Origin of the sequence: Hyunsoonleella ulvae, from assembly GCF_016827605.1 — a bacterium.
Taxonomy (GTDB): domain Bacteria; phylum Bacteroidota; class Bacteroidia; order Flavobacteriales; family Flavobacteriaceae; genus Jejuia; species Jejuia ulvae.
This window is the reverse complement of sequence record NZ_JAEPJQ010000006.1, coordinates 98,210-116,189: the sequence shown is the minus strand read 5'-3', so window position 1 is coordinate 116,189 and position 17,980 is coordinate 98,210. Positions and strand designations below refer to the sequence as shown.

Here is a 17,980-nt window from a genome sequence, read left to right as displayed (position 1 = left end):
AACCTAAGTATTTAGTCCCCAACTAAATAACCTACATTATGAAGAATTTTACTATCGTCATTGTATTGGTGGCATTTCTCTTGTTTTATTCTCAAAAAGTTTTTGCACAACTTCACTCTCCCCCCAGTTGCGGAGAGAACTTTACATTAGATTGGGCCTCTACCCCGTCAGCCAGTAATGAATATAATTGGACTCCTGATGGTGCTATTACAAATACTTTTTCCAATGTAGACAATTCAGGTATTGACTTCACAGTAACATTTACTGGAGAAACAAGTACACTTGGCAGCTGGGGAGGACAGACACCTAGAGTTGGAACATCTGCAAGTGGAGGTACAACTGAAAATTTAGACCTATATACTACTGGCTTTTCATCCACAGGAATTACATGTACTATTACATTTAGTTCCCCCATTTATGCTCTATCTTTTGATCTTTTACATGTTAATGCAGGAGGAGGACACGGAGATATGTACACGATAAGTGCTACAACAGTTTCAGGAGGAACTATTTATCCAACTTTTACAAATTCTGCAACACCATCTTATACCTCAGATAACACTACTGGCGTAGTTGACGCCAATGCTTCCTCTACAACAGGAACAAACGCTATGGTAGGGGTTAACTTTTCTGATTCAGATTATATAACTAGTGTTAGTTTTTTATGGGAAGATTGTAGTTCTTGTTCTACATCTAGAATCCACGGTTCTGGTTTAGGCGACTTTAGTTTTTGTATTCCACAAACATTAGATTTTGATGGTGTAAACGATTATATCAGCAGAAGTGCTTTTTTAGGAGGTAAATCTGAAGTTACTATGATGACATGGTTTAAAATGGATACAGGGTCAGATGGTGGCGAAATTATGGGGCAACGTAATTTTAGGTTGTATGTAGATGCCAATAAGAGACTTAAGGGGTTTATGAAGACCAATCTTGGGTCGGATATAGATTCTCCGGATATCCCAGACGCATTATTAAATGATAACATATGGTATCATGCCACTTTAATGTTTAATAACGCAACAGGAACTTTTGAGTTGTTCTTAAACGGCTCTAGTATATACAACTACACGACTCCAAGTTTAGTAGGTTTATCAATAAATAACCTAGATGACTGGAATACAGACCATGATTTTGAAATTGGAAGGAATACTTATAATGACAATAATTATTTTGAGGGATCCATATATGAATGTAGGGTTTATGATAAAGCACTTAATCAAGAGCAATTGCACAGACAAATAAATCAAGAGATTGAAAACAACAGTGGAAATGTAAGAGGAACTGTAATACCCAAAGACATTGAAGATTTATCTTGGAGTGACCTAATTTTATACTACAAAATGGGCATTATTGATACTGGATACACGCCTGACGACTCTGATTCCAATGTAGACGGACAGTTACATAATATGAGGACATATCAAGAATACACTGCTCCATTACCATATATTACCACTTCGTCCTGTAGTGGAGATTGGAGTAATTCAAGTAATTGGGAACATGGAAGTGTATGGGACATACACAATATAATACCAGACTGTGCTATAGTACAGATAAACGGCGATCTAGAAATTGACAAGGATATAAATACGGTAGGAATACTATTAAATAGTGGATCTTCACTACATGTTACAAATAACTCTGGTCTTTTTAATAGTTGGTACATAAAACTAAATGGAGATATAGATTTAGAAGGCGAGTCTCAACTCATACAAAATCAAGATAGCACATTAGATCCTGTAAGTGCTGGCACCTTAGAAAAAGACCAACAAGGTACCGCAGATACATATACCTATAATTATTGGTCCTCACCAGTAGGCATGAGTAACAATTCCACAAACAATAATGATTTTAGCGTTACTGATATTTTTGAGAATGTCAACTTTTTAAGCTCAGGATATAACGGTGCAGCATCTCCATTAGGAATTGCAGATTATTGGATTTGGAAGTTCAGTAACCGATTGAGTGACGATTATGCCTCATGGCAACACGTAAGGGAATCTGGAACCCTTAAGGTTGGAGAAGGTTTTACCATGAAAGGTCCCGGAAGCGGCTCTATTAGCGACGAGCAGAATTATGTATTAAAAGGCAAACCAAATAATGGCGATATAAACCTAACCATAAATGCAGGTAACGACTATTTAGTAGGTAACCCTTACCCATCTGCAATAGACGCCGAACAATTTATATTAGATAATGGTGCTACCATTGCAGGCCCAGGCTCTACCACAGGAACATTATATTTCTGGGAGCACTGGGGAGGCGGATCGCATATAGCCAATGAATACCAAGGCGGTTATGCCACCTATTCCTTGGCTGGAGGCGTACCAGCTGCCGCCATAGGCACTACAGACCCAGATGTAGCCTCTGGTGGCACACCAACCAAAATTCCTGGAAGATATATCCCCGTAGGACAAGGTTTTTTCGTTACTGCTGAGACGGGTGGTACCATTAAATTTAATAATGCCCAACGTGTGTTTCAAATCGAGGATGGCTCAAGTTCACTCTTTGTTAAAGGTAAAAATTCCAAAAAGTCCAGTAAAAACTTAGCACCTAAAACAGAAGATACAAGAACTAGAATTAGATTAGGATTTAACTCTATAAATACACTCAGAAGGCAATTATTGGTTACCGTAGATAAAAAAGCCACCACAGGTGTAGATTGGGGTTACGATTCTAAATACATAGATACGCAAATGGATGACATGTATTGGATGATTGGCAATGAAAAGTACATCATTCAGGCCATAGATACTATTACCGAAGACACTAAGATCCCTCTAGGTATACACACAAAAACCACTGGTTTTAACAGCATTACACTCGATAAACTGGAAAATGTCCCTGATAACCTTGAGATATTTTTACACGATAAAGAACTTGGTATATACCATGACCTGCTACAAACAAAATATGAAACCAATATACCAGCTGGTTCCCATTTAAACAGGTTTGAAATTACCTTTGCAAAAGCGCAGACATTAGGTAATGATGAATTAGAGTTGGAAAATGATATTGAAGTATTCTTTGTTAGTGAAAAGCAAGCTATTATCATTAAAAACCCTAAAACCAAAACCATAAAAAAGGTAGAAATGTTTAATATTCTCGGGCAGTCCCTATTTCAATTACAACTTAATTCTAACCAAGAGAATATTGAGTACAAAATCCCAAAAAACATTGCCGGAAATTATATTATCAGCGTAGAAGCCGAATCTGGAAAAATATCAAAAAAGATAGTGATACAATAGTTTATTTGAGTTAGTCATAATACCCCAAATCTAATTTCGAAAATAACTATTTCAAGTCCTGAACTGACCTTCAGGACTTCTTTTTTACGCTAGAAATTAACGCCTCTATTGAAAGCTTTTCCTGTGTACCAGATACCATATCTTTAAGCGCATAGGTATTAGAGCTCATCTCTTCCTCCCCAACCAATACTACATAAGGTATGTGTCGCCTATTCGCATGCGTCATTTGCTTTTTCATCTTAGCTGCATCTGGATATAGCTCTGCGTTTATTCCAGCTTCACGTAACTGCTTAATGGCTTTCATACTAAACAAAGCCTCCTTGTTGCCAAAATTAATAAACAATACCTCAACGTTTTTAGAAACAGTTTCAGGGAACAAGTTCAATTCTTCCAACACTAGATAAATACGGTCTAAACCAAAACTAATACCTACACCACTTATATTAGGCATACCAAAAATTCCGGTTAAGTCATCGTAACGACCACCGCCACCAATAGATCCCATTTTTACACCCTCTGGTGCTGCAACTTCAAAAATTGCACCCGTGTAGTAGTTGAGTCCTCTTGCCAGAGTAACATCTAATTGCAGTACTGCCGTTTTTAAGCCTAACTCAGAAATGGCATTATTTATAAATTCTAATTCCTCAATCCCTTTTTTTCCTTCTTCAGAGACAGATAAAATAGCTTTTAAACTATCAATTTGAGATTCAAAATTACCAGAGATAGAAAATAAAGGTGCCAATTTATCTATTCCAGATTGTGGGATACCTTTACCCAACATCTCTTGTTTTACCTTCTCCTCTCCTATTTTATCAAGCTTATCTAGAGCAACAGTAAAATCAATCAATTTATCGCTTGCTCCAATAACTTCTGCAATGCCTGAAAGTATTTTACGATTATTAATTTTAATCACAACACCTTCTAATTTCAGACTAGAAAATACGGTATCATAAAGCTGAATAAATTCTACCTCTTGCCACAAAGCATCGCTTCCTACCACATCAGCATCGCATTGGTAAAACTCTCTAAAACGTCCCTTTTGTGGTCTGTCGGCACGCCAAACAGGTTGTATTTGGTAGCGTTTAAAAGGAAATTCTATATCGTTTTGGTGTTGTACAACATAACGGGCAAATGGCACTGTTAAGTCGTAACGAAGCGCCTTTTCTGAAATACTTGGAGTTAATGCATTGGAGTCTTTATCAGAATAAGCTTTTTCATTAGCTTTTGATAAATAATCCCCAGAATTCAAAATCTTAAAAATTAAACGGTCGCCTTCATCTCCATATTTTCCCATTAACGTACTAGAATTTTCAAAACTCGGCGTTTCAATCGGCTGAAATCCAAAAGTTTCAAAAGTGCTTCTAATGGTATTAAAAATATAGTTGCGCTTCGCTACCTGCTCTGGATTAAAATCTCTTGTACCTTTTGGGATAGATGGTTTTTGTGCCATATTACAGCCTGCTACCGCAGGTATTTGTTTTAGGTGTTACTCCGCATCATACTACCATAATAGTTAATTTATGATGAAGAGCAACAAAAATAATAGATTATCTTGAAATAGATTCCTGCCTAAGCAGGAATGACGGAACTAATTAATTAAATTATCAAAATAATGATATAACTCGCCTTTGGTTATGGATGCACCTTGTTCAATCATCATAAATTTATCCAGATTTTTATCTTCTGAATAATCTTTGTCTGCCTGTAAAAACTCCACACTATCGTCCATTAAGTTTTCACGCAACCAATTATAACCTTCTTTTGTTGTAATATCTACAGCATCGTTCTTAACATTAACCACTATGGCGTGCATTTTTTCTTCCCCTAAATTAAATAGATACATATGTTGCGGGGCAAAATGCTCTAAATATTCTGCTTTGTTTAGTACACCTTCCCAAATTAAATCGCTAAACACATCTAGTTCCATTTCTGCTACTTCAGGCTTATTTTCCTTTAAATTAGCCCATTCATCAGCTGTTATAGATTGTGTTGCCAAAAAGTTGATGAATTCTTGGTGCAACTCTTCAAATTGTTCTTTTGTAAGTCTTCTATACTTCATATACCTAATTAATTATTCTATCTAGAAAAATTATACTATTGGTTAAACTTTTAATTTTTAATGGCAGTTGCTGCTGCAAAAGGCCTATCGGTAGCTATAATATCTATGCCTTTACTAACCCATACCCTATAAAGAGAATCTCCTCTAGCTTCTGCACGTTTATCTAAGTTTCCTAACGTACCAAGCATAGTTTTAATACCATTTTTGTGAATCTTATGGTAAAGACTGTCTGGCGATAAGCGTGTACCAGTAAAAGCTAACATATTTTCGGTAGGAATACCAGAATGCAACAACCATTCAAATTCTTTATTATTTCTAGCGGAAACCGAGAGCAATAGCTCTGGCGCAATTGCATTAGCCCGTTCTGCCTGCTTTAAATCGTAAGTGATAATTACAGAAATATCCTGTGCTTTTGCGTCCCTAATTAATGCAACTACGTTTTCTACTGCAACACTTTGTTTAATATCAATGGTTAAAATTACGTTATGGTCCCTAGCCCATTTTAATACATCACTAAATAAAGGTATTGTATATATTGTTATATTTCCAAAATCGTCCTTTAAATTAAAGTTTTGCAATTCTGCAAATGTATAATCTGTAATTTTTCCCTTTCCTGTTGATGTACGCTCTAGTGTATTGTCGTGCATCAATACCAAAATACCATCTTTCGTTTTTGCTACATCAATCTCAAAAATAGCATCATGTATACTATCACTTATATATGTTAAAGTTTCTAAACAATTCTCTGGATAATGCTTAATGCCCTTTCCCCCTCGATGTACACTTATTAAAGGTTTTGCGTTTGGAGTATATTTAAAAGTTTCTAGTAAAACAGACGGTGTATTGTAATTTTTTACAACAATCCCTTCTTGTTTTTGCGTTTCACTTTTACATGAAACACAAAGAAATACTAAAAAAACAATACATATTCTCTTCATCATTAAATTTAAATTTGATGCTCATTTTTTAGAATGCACCATTAGCTTTAATAAAAAAACCGTTTAGAGTATCTCCAAACGGTTTTAAATGTATTAAGAATTTTGAAATTAGTTAGCCTGCGCTACAACTTCAAATGGTAATTCTACAGATACTTCTCTGTGTAAACGGATAGTAGCATTGTACTGCCCTAAACGTTTTACATTTCCACCAGCAACAGAGATGAATTTTTTATCTATCGCATGACCTTCTTTTTCAAGAGCAGCAGCAACATCTATATTGTTTACAGAACCAAATAATTTGTCTCCTGCACCAACTTTAGACGCTATTTTAATCTCTAATGCCTTGATTGCTTCTGCAGCCTTATTAGCATCTTCAACTATTTTCTTCTCTTTAAAAGCTCTCTGCTTTAAATTTTCTGCCAATACCTTTTTTGCAGAAGGCGTTGCGATAACAGCATGCCCTTGAGGAATTAAGTAATTTCTACCATAACCGTTCTTAACTGTTACAATGTCGTCTTTAAATCCTAAATTTTCAACGTCTTGTTTTAATATAAGTTCCATTGTTATGATTGTTTTATTTTAATAAATCTGCAACGTATGGCATTAATGCTAAATGGCGTGCTCTTTTTACAGCAACAGACACTTTACGTTGGTACTTTAATGATGTTCCTGTTAAACGTCTTGGTAAAATTTTACCTTGCTCGTTTACAAACTTTAATAAGAAATCTGGATCTTTATAGTCGATATACTTAATACCAGACTTTTTAAAACGACAGTATTTCTTTTGCTTATTCGTCTCTATATTAAGCGGAGTTAAATATCTAATTTCTCCGTCTTTTTTTCCTTTTGCTTGTTGATCTATTGATGCCATAATTAAGCTTTAGCGTTAAGTTTTTCTCTTCTTCTTTCTGCCCAAGCCACAGCGTGCTTGTCTAATTTCACTGTTAAGTAACGCATGAAACGCTCATCACGTCTAAACTCAACCTCTAATTGCTCGATAGCTTCTCCAGCAACTTGATACTCAAATAAGTGATAAAAACCACTTTTTTTGTTCTGGATTGGATAAGCTAATTTTTTAAGCCCCCAATCTTCTTTTGATATCATCTTAGCACCTTTAGAAACGAGATAATCCTCGTATTTCTTTACTGTTTCCTTTATCTGATCTTCAGATAAAACGGGATTTAAGATGAAAACAGTTTCATAATGATTCATAAAAATCTATTTTATTGTTAAAAATTGGCTGCAAAAATAACCATTTTTTACTATATTACAACACTTTCCAAGCATTAAATTGATAGTAGCAAAAAACTGTTAAAATTATGTTAAAACAAACAGTTTACCGATGATTTTTGGTTTTTAGCGGAAATTATCGTACTATTGTCGATATCTTAACCGAAATAATATAAAATGTTATGACTTTAAACTGTGTAGTAGTAGACGATTCAGCGATACAACGTCTCTCTATTGTTAAGTTAGTCGAAAATCACCCTTCACTAAACTTAATAGCGGAGTACAGTAGCGCACTCGAAACAAAAAATGGTTTAAATACGCATCAAGTAGACTTAATCTTTTTAGACATTGAAATGCCAGTGCTAAATGGTTTTGAACTTTTAGACGTATTAAACAAAAAACCCCAAATTATTTTTGTAACCGGTAAAACTGAATATGCTTTTAAAGCATTTAATTATGATGCTACCGATTATTTACACAAACCAATTACCAAAGAACGTTTTAACACATCTGTTGAAAAAGCTCTTGAACAACATAAATTAACGCTTGATTTCCATGAAGAAGAAGGTGAGCATATTTTTGTGAAGAGTAACCTTAAAAAACGTAAAGTATACATTAAGGACATTAAATGGATTGAAGCACTTGGTGATTATGTAAAATTAGTTACAGAAGAAACAAGCCTAGTAGTATTATCTACTATGAAAGCTTTTGAAGCTGAATTACCCGAAAACAAATTTTTAAGAATTCACAAATCTTATATTGTAAATCTTGATAAGATTGATAGATTTAACAGTAAAAATGTGGAAGTTGGCGCTTACGAAATACCGTTAAGCCGCAACAAAAAGACACAATTGGTTGATGCTTTAAATAATATTTAGACCTTAATTAGGTTATTGTCAAACTGAACTAACAATTACAGTTTATAAAAATTATTTTAACTCATATTTTCTGAAAGAACCTTCAGAATGATATACTACTAATAATTATCGACATTTAAAATTATTTTAACCGACCGAAAATCTTTAACGCTAAAGAAGCTATTGTTAATTTTAATAATAGCTTCTTTAGTTTTTGATAAAGACTGTTTTTTTGGAATCTTAACTAAGATATTTTTGTGGAACTGATTTCGTATTCTTGAGATTGGTGGCGACTCTGGCCCCAAAACGTTATCTCCAAATATTTGACGTAGCGATTTACCCAGCCAAATAGAGGCCTGCTCTACCCTATTATAGTCTTTATGCTTTAATGTTATTTTTATTTGTTTGTAAACAGGTGGATATTTGTAGTTAAAACGGTCGTCCATTTGTTCCTTATACATAGCATCGTAATTATTGGAAGATACTTGCTGTAAGATATTGTGATATGGATTATAAGTTTGCACCAACACTTTTCCTCTTTTATCTGTTCTACCAGCCCTACCTGATACTTGCGTAATAAGTTGAAAACTACGCTCGTGTGCTCTAAAATCAGGGAAATTCAACATATTGTCAGCATTCATTACACCTACCAACCTTACATTTCTAAAATCCAAACCTTTGGTAAGCATTTGTGTGCCTACCAAAATATCTACTTCTTGTTGCTCAAACGCTGTGATAATTTTTTCATAACCATATTTCCCCCTTGTGGTATCTAAATCCATGCGGGCTACTTTACGCTCTGGAAACAATAGTTTTACTTCCTGTTCTATTTGCTGCGTACCAAAACCTTTATTATCTAATTCTGGGCTTCCGCAGGCACTACAGGTCTTTAGCATAGGGGTATTATAGCCACAATAATGGCAGCGCAACTGGTTTCTGTATTGATGGTATGTTAAACTCACATCGCAGTTAGGACATTGTGGTGCATGCCCACAAGTATTACACTCTATTATTGGGGAATACCCTCTACGGTTTTGAAACAAAATAATTTGATGTCCCTCTGAGAGCGTTTCTGTCATTTCTTCAATGAGTCTGTCACTAAAGTGCCCTTTCATGAGTTTTCGCTTATGCTTGTCCTTTATATCTACAAGCTCTATATCTGGCATTAATACGTTATTGTAACGGTACTTTAATTCTACAAAACCATAACGTTGTTGCTTTGCATTAAAAAAACTCTCTAAACTTGGTGTTGCAGACCCTAAAAGTGTTTTTGTATGGTGCTTGTGCGCTAATACTATAGCTGCATCTCTGGCGTGATAACGCGGTGCGGGATCAAACTGCTTAAAGGATTGTTCATGTTCTTCATCTACGATAATGAGTCCTAAGTTTGTAAATGGTAAGAATATCGACGAACGGGCACCTAAAACTATTTGTGCTTTTTCAACGTTTTTTAAAACATTATTCCATACTTCAACACGTTCATGGGAAGAATATTTAGAATGGAATATCGCTACTCTTTCCCCAAAATAGTTCTGCAACCTACTTACCAATTGTGTAGTTAATGCTATTTCTGGTAGTAAGTACAACACCTGCGCTCCTTTTGCCAATACATCTTCTATAAGCTTAACGTATATCTCCGTCTTACCTGAAGAGGTTACACCATGTAACAGAACCGTATGATGATGCTCAAACTCTGATTTTATTTCTGACAAAGCATGCTCTTGATGCGCATTTAACGTTTTAGAAGCAGAAGCTACTTCTCCAGAAAACTCAATCCTATCTGTTTGAATATGATATTCCTCTAAAACAGCTTTTTCTATTAATGCTTTTATGATTGAAGATGAGGCTCCACTTTCATTAACCAGATCTGAAACCTTAATAGGTTTTTTGGTTTTTGAAGAAAGCATAAATAAAGTCATAACCACTTGCCGTTGTTTTGGTGCTCTATTTAAATCTTCTAGTAATGTTTCAATACCTTCTTCCGAAGAAAAATTTGATCCCAGCTTTACATAGCGTACCAGCTTTGGTTTATATTTTTCAAAAATTTCCTCCTCTACAGAAATGGCATCTTTATCAATTAATCGCTTAATTACTGGTAAAACAGTTTTCTTATCCAAAATGCTCATCACATCTTGAATTTTAAGAGAAGATTGATGATGTAAGGCTTCGTACACCAAAAACTCGTCGTCTTTTAAATCCTCATCGTTAAGCTGTTCCTTTGTTTTTGTGATTATGGTTTCACTTTCTAAAATAAAAGCACTTGGTAAAGCTGCGCGCATAACGTCACCTAACGTACACATATAGTAGTTAGCAATCCATTCCCAAAATTCTAATTGGATTTTGTTTACTATAGGGGTTTCATCTAAAATTTGATGAATGTCTTTGGCTTCATAAACTAAAGGCGCTTCAGTATGAATTCTAGAAACAATTCCTGTATATATTTTAGATTTACCAAAAGGCACTGAAACTCGCATCCCTACACTTAAATATGTAGCTTCAGCAGAAGTTATCCTATAAGTAAATAATTTCTGTAATGGAATGGGTAATATAACATCTATAAAATGTGACAAGCTGAGAAATTCTTATTTTTAGATTTAGGTCTTTATGCGCTGCCAATATTGCGTTGCGTAGAAAAAAGCTATGTAACCACGTACTTGCAATACATCTTTATCATCTTTGTCTAAACCAAGCCGGCACTTGTATTCTTTCCCCTTTTGCGGATCAAAAATAGTACCTCCCTCGTAATAATAACCGTCTTTTTCCATATCGCGTATCAGTACAAAACCAATAACGGGTTTTCCTTTATCTTCTCCTTCACATTTATCGCAAATTGCATTACGCCTTTCTGGATTTAGAATATCTATAATCTTACCGAAAACCTTACCATTTTCTTCATAAATTTCAACTATGGATTTTGCCTCTCCTGTTTCATCATCAATGGTTTTCCATGTTCCAAAAATGTCTTGAGCAGAAACAGCGCATGATACCAAACACAATATCAAAATAAAATACCTATTTTTCATCTCTATTCACTTTTCTTAAAATATTTAATGAAGCATTTAATTCGTATCCTAACAGTAGAATATTAGAGTTAAGCCATAAATATAACAACAGGATCAACAAAGCTCCTATTGAACCATATAACTCATTATATTTTGAAAAATTATCTATATAGACACCGAACAGATACGATGTTAAAATAATAAGCAAGGTGGTTAATAAGGCACCAATAGAAAAAAATCGCGCATTCCTCCCCTCTTTCGTTCCAAAATAATAAAGGGTTGCCGTTGCCAAATACACCATGATTACAAAAAACGTATACTTTGCAAAAACTACCCAACCCAAACCATTGTTGTCATCGGTTAAAACTTCTCCACTCAGGCTTTCATAAATAGGGCTTAAAATATAAATTTGAAAATACCCAAAAACGGCAACAGTAAGCAATACCAAAAATGCCAATATTAATGCAATGCCCAAAGCATATAAATATTGTTGAAACACATTGCGCGTAAGCTGTTGATGGTATGAGTTTTCAAAACCAGAAAACACAGCATTAACACCATTAGCCATTAATAGCATCGATAACAAAAACACCGAAGAGATCAACCCTGCCCCACCACTACCACTGATGTTATCAAAAATATTAGAGAAGAAAAAATCTGAGGTTTGGGGTGGTAAAAAAGAATTCAAAAATTCTAGAAATTCAGCTTGAAAATTATCTATTGGTATGTACGGAATAAGGATAATTACAAACAGTAAAAACGGAAAAATAGCGGTAAAAAAACTAAAAGCTATGGCACTGGCTCTAGTAGTGAGTGCCCCTTTTACAATCCCTAAAGCATAAAGCTCCAATAAATCGTAAACAGACAAACCTTCAAAACCGGGTAGTTTAATTTGCTTTAAAAACCTAACCAAGAGATTAACTACTGGGATGCTATCTAGCTTGTCTTCAATAGGTTTTGTCATTAACTGCTAAAATTTTTCTTTTTTGCCTTACAGTATGCAAGTTAAAAAATTAGTAGCACTAAGTTTAAGTAATAGTATAAAAAAACAACAAGCTTATTTAACAGCTTTTAAACTGAGATCCATATTATGGACAGAATGTGTTAAAGCGCCGCAAGATATATAATCTACACCGCACTCTGCATAATGCCTAATGGTAGTTTCATTGATGTTTCCTGAAGACTCCGTAAGGCACTTATCGCCTATAAGCTCAACAGCTTTTCTGGTATCTTCATAATCAAAATTGTCTAAAAGTATACGATATATACCATCACTCTGCAGAATTTCTTCTACCTCAACCAAATCTCTCGCCTCTACCATGATTTGCAAATCTTTTCCCGTTTCGGCTAGATAATTTTTAGTCATGTTTATAGCCTTGGTTATACCGCCTGCAAAATCTATGTGATTATCCTTTAGCATTATCATATCGTAGAGTGCAAAACGGTGGTTTTTACCTCCTCCAATTTGTACTGCCCACTTTTCAAGAACCCTAATGCCAGGGGTGGTTTTTCTGGTATCTAAAATCTTGGTATTTGTTCCTTTTAGAAGCTCAACAAAAGAGTGCGTTTTAGTAGCAATGGCACTCATACGCTGCATTGCATTTAATAGTGTTCGCTCTGCTTTCAATATAGATTGCGAAGGCCCTTCAACATAAAGCACTACGTCTCCATAAGATACAGGAGTACCATCTTCAATTTTAACTTCTACCCTAAGTTTTTTATCAACATAGTCAAAAACACGTCTCGCAAAATTAACACCTGCTATTACACCTTTATCCTTTACTAAAAGCTTAGCTCTTCCTCTGGCGTTCTCTGGAATACATGCTAGTGAACTGTGGTCTCCATCTCCAACATCCTCTCTTATAGCATTTTCGATAATATAAGCTACTTCTTTTTCAAAATACTCTTTCGTAATCATATTAGGGAATTTGCGCTAAAATAATAAATGGAACTTTAATTTGCGAATTTTTTAGTTTTAATGGTAAAAAATGCTAATCTGATAAATTAAGGAAATCGTAATTTTGCAATATGACTATAAAACTATTAGCTATTGGCAAAACGGACAATAAAGAACTTATTGCCTTAATTGATATTTATAAAAAACGCCTCTCCCATTACATCTCTTTTGATTTTGAAATAATTCCTGATTTGAAAAAGGTTAAAAACCTGAGCCAAATAGAACAGAAACAAAAAGAAGGCGAACTTATTTTAAAAAAGGTATCACCTCATGATGTTTTAATACTTTTGGATGAACATGGGAAACAATATTCTTCGGTAGATTTTTCTGGTTACCTTCAAAAGCATATGAATTCTGGAAAAAAACAATTAGTTTTTGTGATTGGTGGGCCTTATGGATTCTCTGAGGACGTATACAAAATAGCAAATAGGAAAATATCACTTTCAAAAATGACATTTTCCCATCAAATGGTACGTTTATTTTTTATCGAACAATTATACAGAGGGTTTACTATCTTAAGAAACGAACCCTACCATCATCGATAGTTTAGTACGCATTAAAAACTTGTTTACGCTTTTTTAGTTGTCGGTCTAGGTCTTTAATTGTTTCCCGTACTGACACCTCGAAATTATGCTCGTTAGATGTGGCATAGATTCTTGGCCCTGGTAGACTTAATTCTATATTACATATTTTTCCAGCATCATGGTCTTTTTCATCCTGCTTAAAGTACACCATGGCACTTATCAAAAATTCATATTTATTAAACAATTTACCTAACTTTTCCTCGGTAAACGCCGAAAGTGTTTTACTTACGTCTACATCTACATATTGAAAATTTACTGTCATAATCCATTTACTTTTTAATTGTTAATACATAGTCTAAGATACAAATTTCGTCTCTTATGATTGATGACCTAAATCATAAAAAAAATTAAAAATTTATAATCCTCTGAAAGCTAGCTCCACATTTTTCGTCTACAATAAAAGACATTTGATACATCATGAAAAAAGACATTATTATTTTTGACGGCGAGTGTAACCTATGCAACGGTGTTGTGGGCTGGTTATTAAAATTTGCTCCAGCTAATTTATTTCAATTTGTAGCCTTTCAATCGCCTTACGGCCAACAACTCCTCAAAACGTACGGTTATCCTACCCATCAGTTAGATACTGTTATCTTAATTGATGAGGCTGGTGTAAAAACACACTCTGATGGCTTTTTAAAAATTGTATCTAAAATACCTAAATGGCAACGCGTAGCTGCACTTTTGGCCTTTATTCCAAGATTAATTAGAGATGGTATTTACAAAATGGCATCAAAAAACCGTGTGGCCTGGTTCGGAAAATCTAAAAGTTGCACTATCAGTTTTTAATCTAAATACATTTAGTATTCCACTGCTATGGCAACGTTAAAATAGGTTTTTCCACCTACCTTATAATCATTTTCAAACACCAATATTTCTTTATAGTTGCCGTTAAAAACCCTTCTATAATAATCAAATTCTTCTACAGATTTCGCTGTGTAATGCACCTGCTTGGTTTTTCCATTTGCTTTCCCATAAATAGAAATTTGATATAAATTTTCTTTATCTCTTCCCTTATAATTTGTTGAATACACAATTCTATCAATAAAAAAAGGACTTGTTGTCTCTCCAGGATTCCTATATTTTACATTTTCATACTTAGGCTTTTTTGCCTTTAATTTAACGGTTTGACTTTGCCCAAATGAAAAGCAAAACAAAACTATGCATATGGTTAATAATATTTTTTTCATATCTAATAAATTTTGATTTGTTTTATTGCTCATAAAGCTAATTAAAATAATGACACACCTCGTATTCGCTACCAACAACCTTAATAAGCTCAAAGAAGTTCAAGTTTTAATTCCTAAAACCATAAAACTTCTAAGTTTAAAAGATATTGGATGTTTTGAAGATATCCCAGAAACTAAGGAAACTATAGAAGGTAATGCCTTTGAAAAAGCACAATTTGTAAAAACAAATTACGGCTATGATTGTTTTGCTGATGATACAGGTTTAGAGGTCGATGCACTTAATGGTGCTCCCGGAGTTTATTCAGCACGGTATGCTGGTCCACAAAGAGATGCAGTAAACAATATGGATTTATTACTTAAAAACTTGAAGTTTGCTGACAGTAGGAGTGCCCAATTTAAAACCGTAATTGCACTTTCATTAAACAGCAAGCTATCTAATTTCACTGGAATCTGCAAAGGTCACATTACCAGAGAAAAGTATGGTAGTAAGGGATTTGGTTACGACCCTATTTTTAAGCCTACAGGCTATGATGAAACCTTCGCTGAAATGGATTTATCTATAAAAAATCAAATAGGACATCGTGGAAAAGCAGTAAAACAGCTTGTTAATTTTCTAAATACACTTTCTTAAAAAAAAGAGAAAAACTGTATTGGCTATTAAAGTGGTTTATCTTATTTTTATTCGATGTCTGAAGAAGAAATTGAAAAAGAGAATAAGGAAATAGCCAAAGCGTATAAAAACCTTTTAAAGGTTAGTTATACCACCCTGTCTGACGATGATAAAAAACTCATCAGAAAAGCGTTTGAAGTGGCTTTGGATGGGCATAAAGACCAGCGTAGAAAGTCTGGGGAAGCTTATATTTTCCATCCTTTGGCTGTGGCAAGAATTGTGGCGCAAGAAATTGGCTTGGATGCCACCTCTATTGCTGCCGCATTACTTCATGATGTAGTTGAAGACTGCGAAGAGTATTCCATTGATGATATAGAGCAATTATTTGGCGAAACGGTTGCCAGAATTGTTGATGGGCTCACAAAAATATCCTCCTTAAGTAAGGAACAGGATATGGATGTCTCGTTACAAGCCGAAAATTTTAGGAAAATGCTGCTAACCTTAAATGATGATGTACGCGTTATCATAATAAAAATAGCAGATCGTTTGCACAACATGCAAACCATGGACGCCATGCGCCCTGATAAACAGGTAAAAATTGCCTCAGAAACCCTATATATTTATGCGCCGTTAGCTCATAGAATAGGGCTTTATAATATTAAAACCGAACTTGAGGATTTAGCTTTAAAATATACCGAACCTGAAGTATACAATGACATACTTCTAAAAACTAAGGAAAGTAAGGAGGAGCAGGATAAATATATTGAACAGTTTAGTGCCGTTATCAAAAAATCACTAGATAAAGAAGATTTTAATTATACTATAAAAGGACGACCAAAATCCATTTTTTCCATTAGAAAGAAAATGGTAACCCAAGGCGTGTCTTTTGATGAGGTTTATGACAAATTTGCCATTAGAATTATTTACAAGAGCGATAAACAAAATGAAAAGTTTTTAGCTTGGAAAATATATTCAATAGTTACCGATCATTTTAGACCCAACCCACTACGCCTTAGAGATTGGATTACATCCCCAAAAGGAACAGGTTACGAAGCACTACATATTACCGTGATGGGCCCCAAAGGCAATTGGGTTGAAGTACAAATACGTAGTGAGCGCATGAATGAAATTGCAGAAAAAGGGTATGCAGCACACTACAAATATAAACAAGGCGCTGAAAAAACAGATAACTTAGAAAACTGGATTAACAGACTGCAAGAAGCTCTTGAAAATCCAAGTTTAAACGCGGTTGATTTTGTAGAGCAATTTAAACTTAATCTATACGCACAAGAAATATTTGTGTTTACACCCGCTGGGGAATTAAAATCATTACCAAAAGGGGCTACTTCTCTAGATTTTGCGTTCCATATCCATACAGAAGTGGGAATGCACACCCGTGGTGCACGTGTTAATGGAAAACTTGTACCGCTAAGCCATGAATTAAAAAGTGGGGATCAGGTTGAGATTATTACATCAGAAAGCTCAAAACCCAATGCTAACTGGTTAAATTATACTACCACAGCTAGGGCAAGAGCAAAAATAAAATCTGCGCTTAGGGAAGATAGAAAACTTATTGCAGAAGAAGGTAAAGAGGTTTTAAGACGTAAACTTAAACAGCTTAAAATAACACTAAACGAATCTTCAGTAAACCATTTAGTAAGGCATTTTAAACTCAAAACCAGTTTAGACTTATTTTACAGGGTTGGTATTGGCTCTATAGACAACGCTATGCTTAAGGATTTTGCTGCTTCACGAAACAATGTACTTGTTAGTTTCATAAAGAACAAAATCACAAGAAAGCAAACCATTTCAAAAGAACAAATAGATAAGGATGAGATTACCTCTAACTACGATTCTTTGGTATTTGGTAAAGAAGGAGAAAAGCTAGACTATAAACTATCAAACTGTTGCAACCCTATACCTGGCGATGACGTTTTTGGGTTCTTAACAGTTTCAGAAGGTATTAAAGTACACAAGCACAATTGTCCAAATGCCTTAAGTCTTCAATCCAATTATGCTTACAGGATTATGCAAGCAAAATGGATTGATTCGAGCCAACAGGAATATGCCACTGAGATTAGAATTTCTGGTATTGATCACATGGGACTTGTTAACGACATTACTAAAGTTATTTCTAACAACTTACACATTAATATGAAAAGCTTAAGCTTTGAAACCGATGATGGTATTTTCTCCGGTAAAATTAAGCTTGTAGTTAAGAACAAAGCATTGTTAAAAAAAATATTGGATAATCTTAAAAAAATTAATGGTATTGATAAGGTTTCCAGAGTTTAAAGTGTAA

The 17,980-nt window shown here is 34.5% G+C and carries 18 protein-coding genes; 6 read left to right on the top strand and 12 right to left on the bottom strand.

The genetic code is table 11. From position 1 onward, the window contains the following. Positions 1-38 precede the first annotated feature (38 nt). Complete coding sequence (locus JS605_RS14755; RefSeq protein ID WP_203258491.1) at positions 39-3,251, top strand: LamG-like jellyroll fold domain-containing protein; 3,213 nt, start codon at positions 39-41, stop codon at positions 3,249-3,251. Positions 3,252-3,321: 70 nt separating this feature from the next. Here JS605_RS14755 and hisS read toward each other — a convergent pair whose 3' ends face one another. The 6 genes from hisS to rpsF form a co-directional block, all read right to left on the bottom strand. Next, positions 3,322-4,701 carry a histidine--tRNA ligase gene (gene hisS, locus JS605_RS14750; RefSeq protein WP_203258490.1) on the bottom strand — a complete coding sequence of 460 codons (1,380 nt, stop codon included), beginning with the start codon at positions 4,699-4,701 and terminating at the stop codon, positions 3,322-3,324. Positions 4,702-4,839: 138 nt separating this feature from the next. Continuing rightward, complete coding sequence (locus JS605_RS14745) at positions 4,840-5,310, bottom strand: DUF6495 family protein (RefSeq protein ID WP_203258489.1); 471 nt, start codon at positions 5,308-5,310, stop codon at positions 4,840-4,842. Between the two features lie 50 nt (positions 5,311-5,360). Continuing rightward, the gene (locus JS605_RS14740) at positions 5,361-6,251 is read right to left on the bottom strand and encodes a glycerophosphodiester phosphodiesterase family protein (RefSeq protein WP_239000367.1); all 891 of its coding nucleotides are present in this window, start codon (positions 6,249-6,251) and stop codon (positions 5,361-5,363) included. A 105-nt stretch (positions 6,252-6,356) separates the two neighbouring features. After that, a complete protein-coding gene (gene rplI, locus JS605_RS14735; RefSeq protein WP_203258488.1) occupies positions 6,357-6,809 on the bottom strand; it encodes a 50S ribosomal protein L9 in 453 nt (150 codons plus the stop codon). A gap of 13 nt (positions 6,810-6,822) precedes the next feature. Continuing rightward, positions 6,823-7,119, bottom strand: a complete 297-nt coding sequence (gene rpsR / locus JS605_RS14730; protein WP_130938278.1) for a 30S ribosomal protein S18 — start codon at positions 7,117-7,119, stop codon at positions 6,823-6,825. Positions 7,120-7,121: 2 nt separating this feature from the next. Continuing rightward, positions 7,122-7,460: a 30S ribosomal protein S6 gene (gene rpsF / locus JS605_RS14725; RefSeq protein WP_203258487.1), complete on the bottom strand. Its 339-nt coding sequence runs from the start codon at positions 7,458-7,460 to the stop codon at positions 7,122-7,124. Between the two features lie 200 nt (positions 7,461-7,660). On the opposite strand from rpsF, the gene JS605_RS14720 reads away from it, so the two are divergent. After that, positions 7,661-8,356, top strand: coding sequence for a LytR/AlgR family response regulator transcription factor (locus tag JS605_RS14720; RefSeq protein WP_092580221.1), 696 nt, complete (start codon positions 7,661-7,663; stop codon positions 8,354-8,356). Positions 8,357-8,454: 98 nt separating this feature from the next. Here the strand turns inward: JS605_RS14720 and priA are convergent, their stop codons facing one another. The 4 genes from priA to nadC all read right to left on the bottom strand — a co-directional run bounded on the left by priA (position 8,455) and on the right by nadC (position 13,255). Next, positions 8,455-10,905 carry a replication restart helicase PriA gene (priA, locus tag JS605_RS14715; RefSeq protein ID WP_203258486.1) on the bottom strand — a complete coding sequence of 817 codons (2,451 nt, stop codon included), beginning with the start codon at positions 10,903-10,905 and terminating at the stop codon, positions 8,455-8,457. Positions 10,906-10,929: 24 nt separating this feature from the next. Continuing rightward, entirely contained in the window at positions 10,930-11,358 is a 429-nt protein-coding gene (locus JS605_RS14710) for a DUF2147 domain-containing protein (protein ID WP_203258485.1), read from the bottom strand. Then, positions 11,348-12,301 (bottom strand): YihY/virulence factor BrkB family protein, encoded by a 954-nt coding sequence (locus tag JS605_RS14705; RefSeq protein WP_203258484.1) that lies wholly within the window; start codon positions 12,299-12,301, stop codon positions 11,348-11,350. Before JS605_RS14705 ends, JS605_RS14710 begins: the two co-directional genes overlap by 11 nt. Before the next feature lie 93 nt (positions 12,302-12,394). Further along, complete coding sequence (gene nadC / locus JS605_RS14700) at positions 12,395-13,255, bottom strand: carboxylating nicotinate-nucleotide diphosphorylase (RefSeq protein WP_203258483.1); 861 nt, start codon at positions 13,253-13,255, stop codon at positions 12,395-12,397. A gap of 110 nt (positions 13,256-13,365) precedes the next feature. Here nadC and rlmH point away from each other — a divergent pair, with 110 nt between their 5' ends. Next, a complete protein-coding gene (gene rlmH, locus JS605_RS14695; protein ID WP_203258482.1) occupies positions 13,366-13,839 on the top strand; it encodes a 23S rRNA (pseudouridine(1915)-N(3))-methyltransferase RlmH in 474 nt (157 codons plus the stop codon). A gap of 1 nt (position 13,840) precedes the next feature. Here rlmH and JS605_RS14690 read toward each other — a convergent pair whose 3' ends face one another. After that, positions 13,841-14,140 (bottom strand): HPF/RaiA family ribosome-associated protein, encoded by a 300-nt coding sequence (locus JS605_RS14690; protein WP_203258481.1) that lies wholly within the window; start codon positions 14,138-14,140, stop codon positions 13,841-13,843. 155 nt (positions 14,141-14,295) lie between these two features. On the opposite strand from JS605_RS14690, the gene JS605_RS14685 reads away from it, so the two are divergent. Next, complete coding sequence (locus JS605_RS14685; RefSeq protein ID WP_203258480.1) at positions 14,296-14,667, top strand: thiol-disulfide oxidoreductase DCC family protein; 372 nt, start codon at positions 14,296-14,298, stop codon at positions 14,665-14,667. A gap of 11 nt (positions 14,668-14,678) precedes the next feature. Here JS605_RS14685 and JS605_RS14680 read toward each other — a convergent pair whose 3' ends face one another. Further along, entirely contained in the window at positions 14,679-15,068 is a 390-nt protein-coding gene (locus JS605_RS14680) for a hypothetical protein (protein WP_203258479.1), read from the bottom strand. 49 nt (positions 15,069-15,117) lie between these two features. Between JS605_RS14680 and JS605_RS14675 the strand changes: the two genes are divergently transcribed. Both JS605_RS14675 and JS605_RS14670 read left to right on the top strand, forming a co-directional pair. After that, the gene (locus JS605_RS14675; protein WP_203258478.1) at positions 15,118-15,699 is read left to right on the top strand and encodes a non-canonical purine NTP diphosphatase; all 582 of its coding nucleotides are present in this window, start codon (positions 15,118-15,120) and stop codon (positions 15,697-15,699) included. A gap of 54 nt (positions 15,700-15,753) precedes the next feature. Then, positions 15,754-17,973, top strand: coding sequence for a RelA/SpoT family protein (locus JS605_RS14670; protein WP_203258477.1), 2,220 nt, complete (start codon positions 15,754-15,756; stop codon positions 17,971-17,973). Positions 17,974-17,980 lie beyond the last annotated feature (7 nt).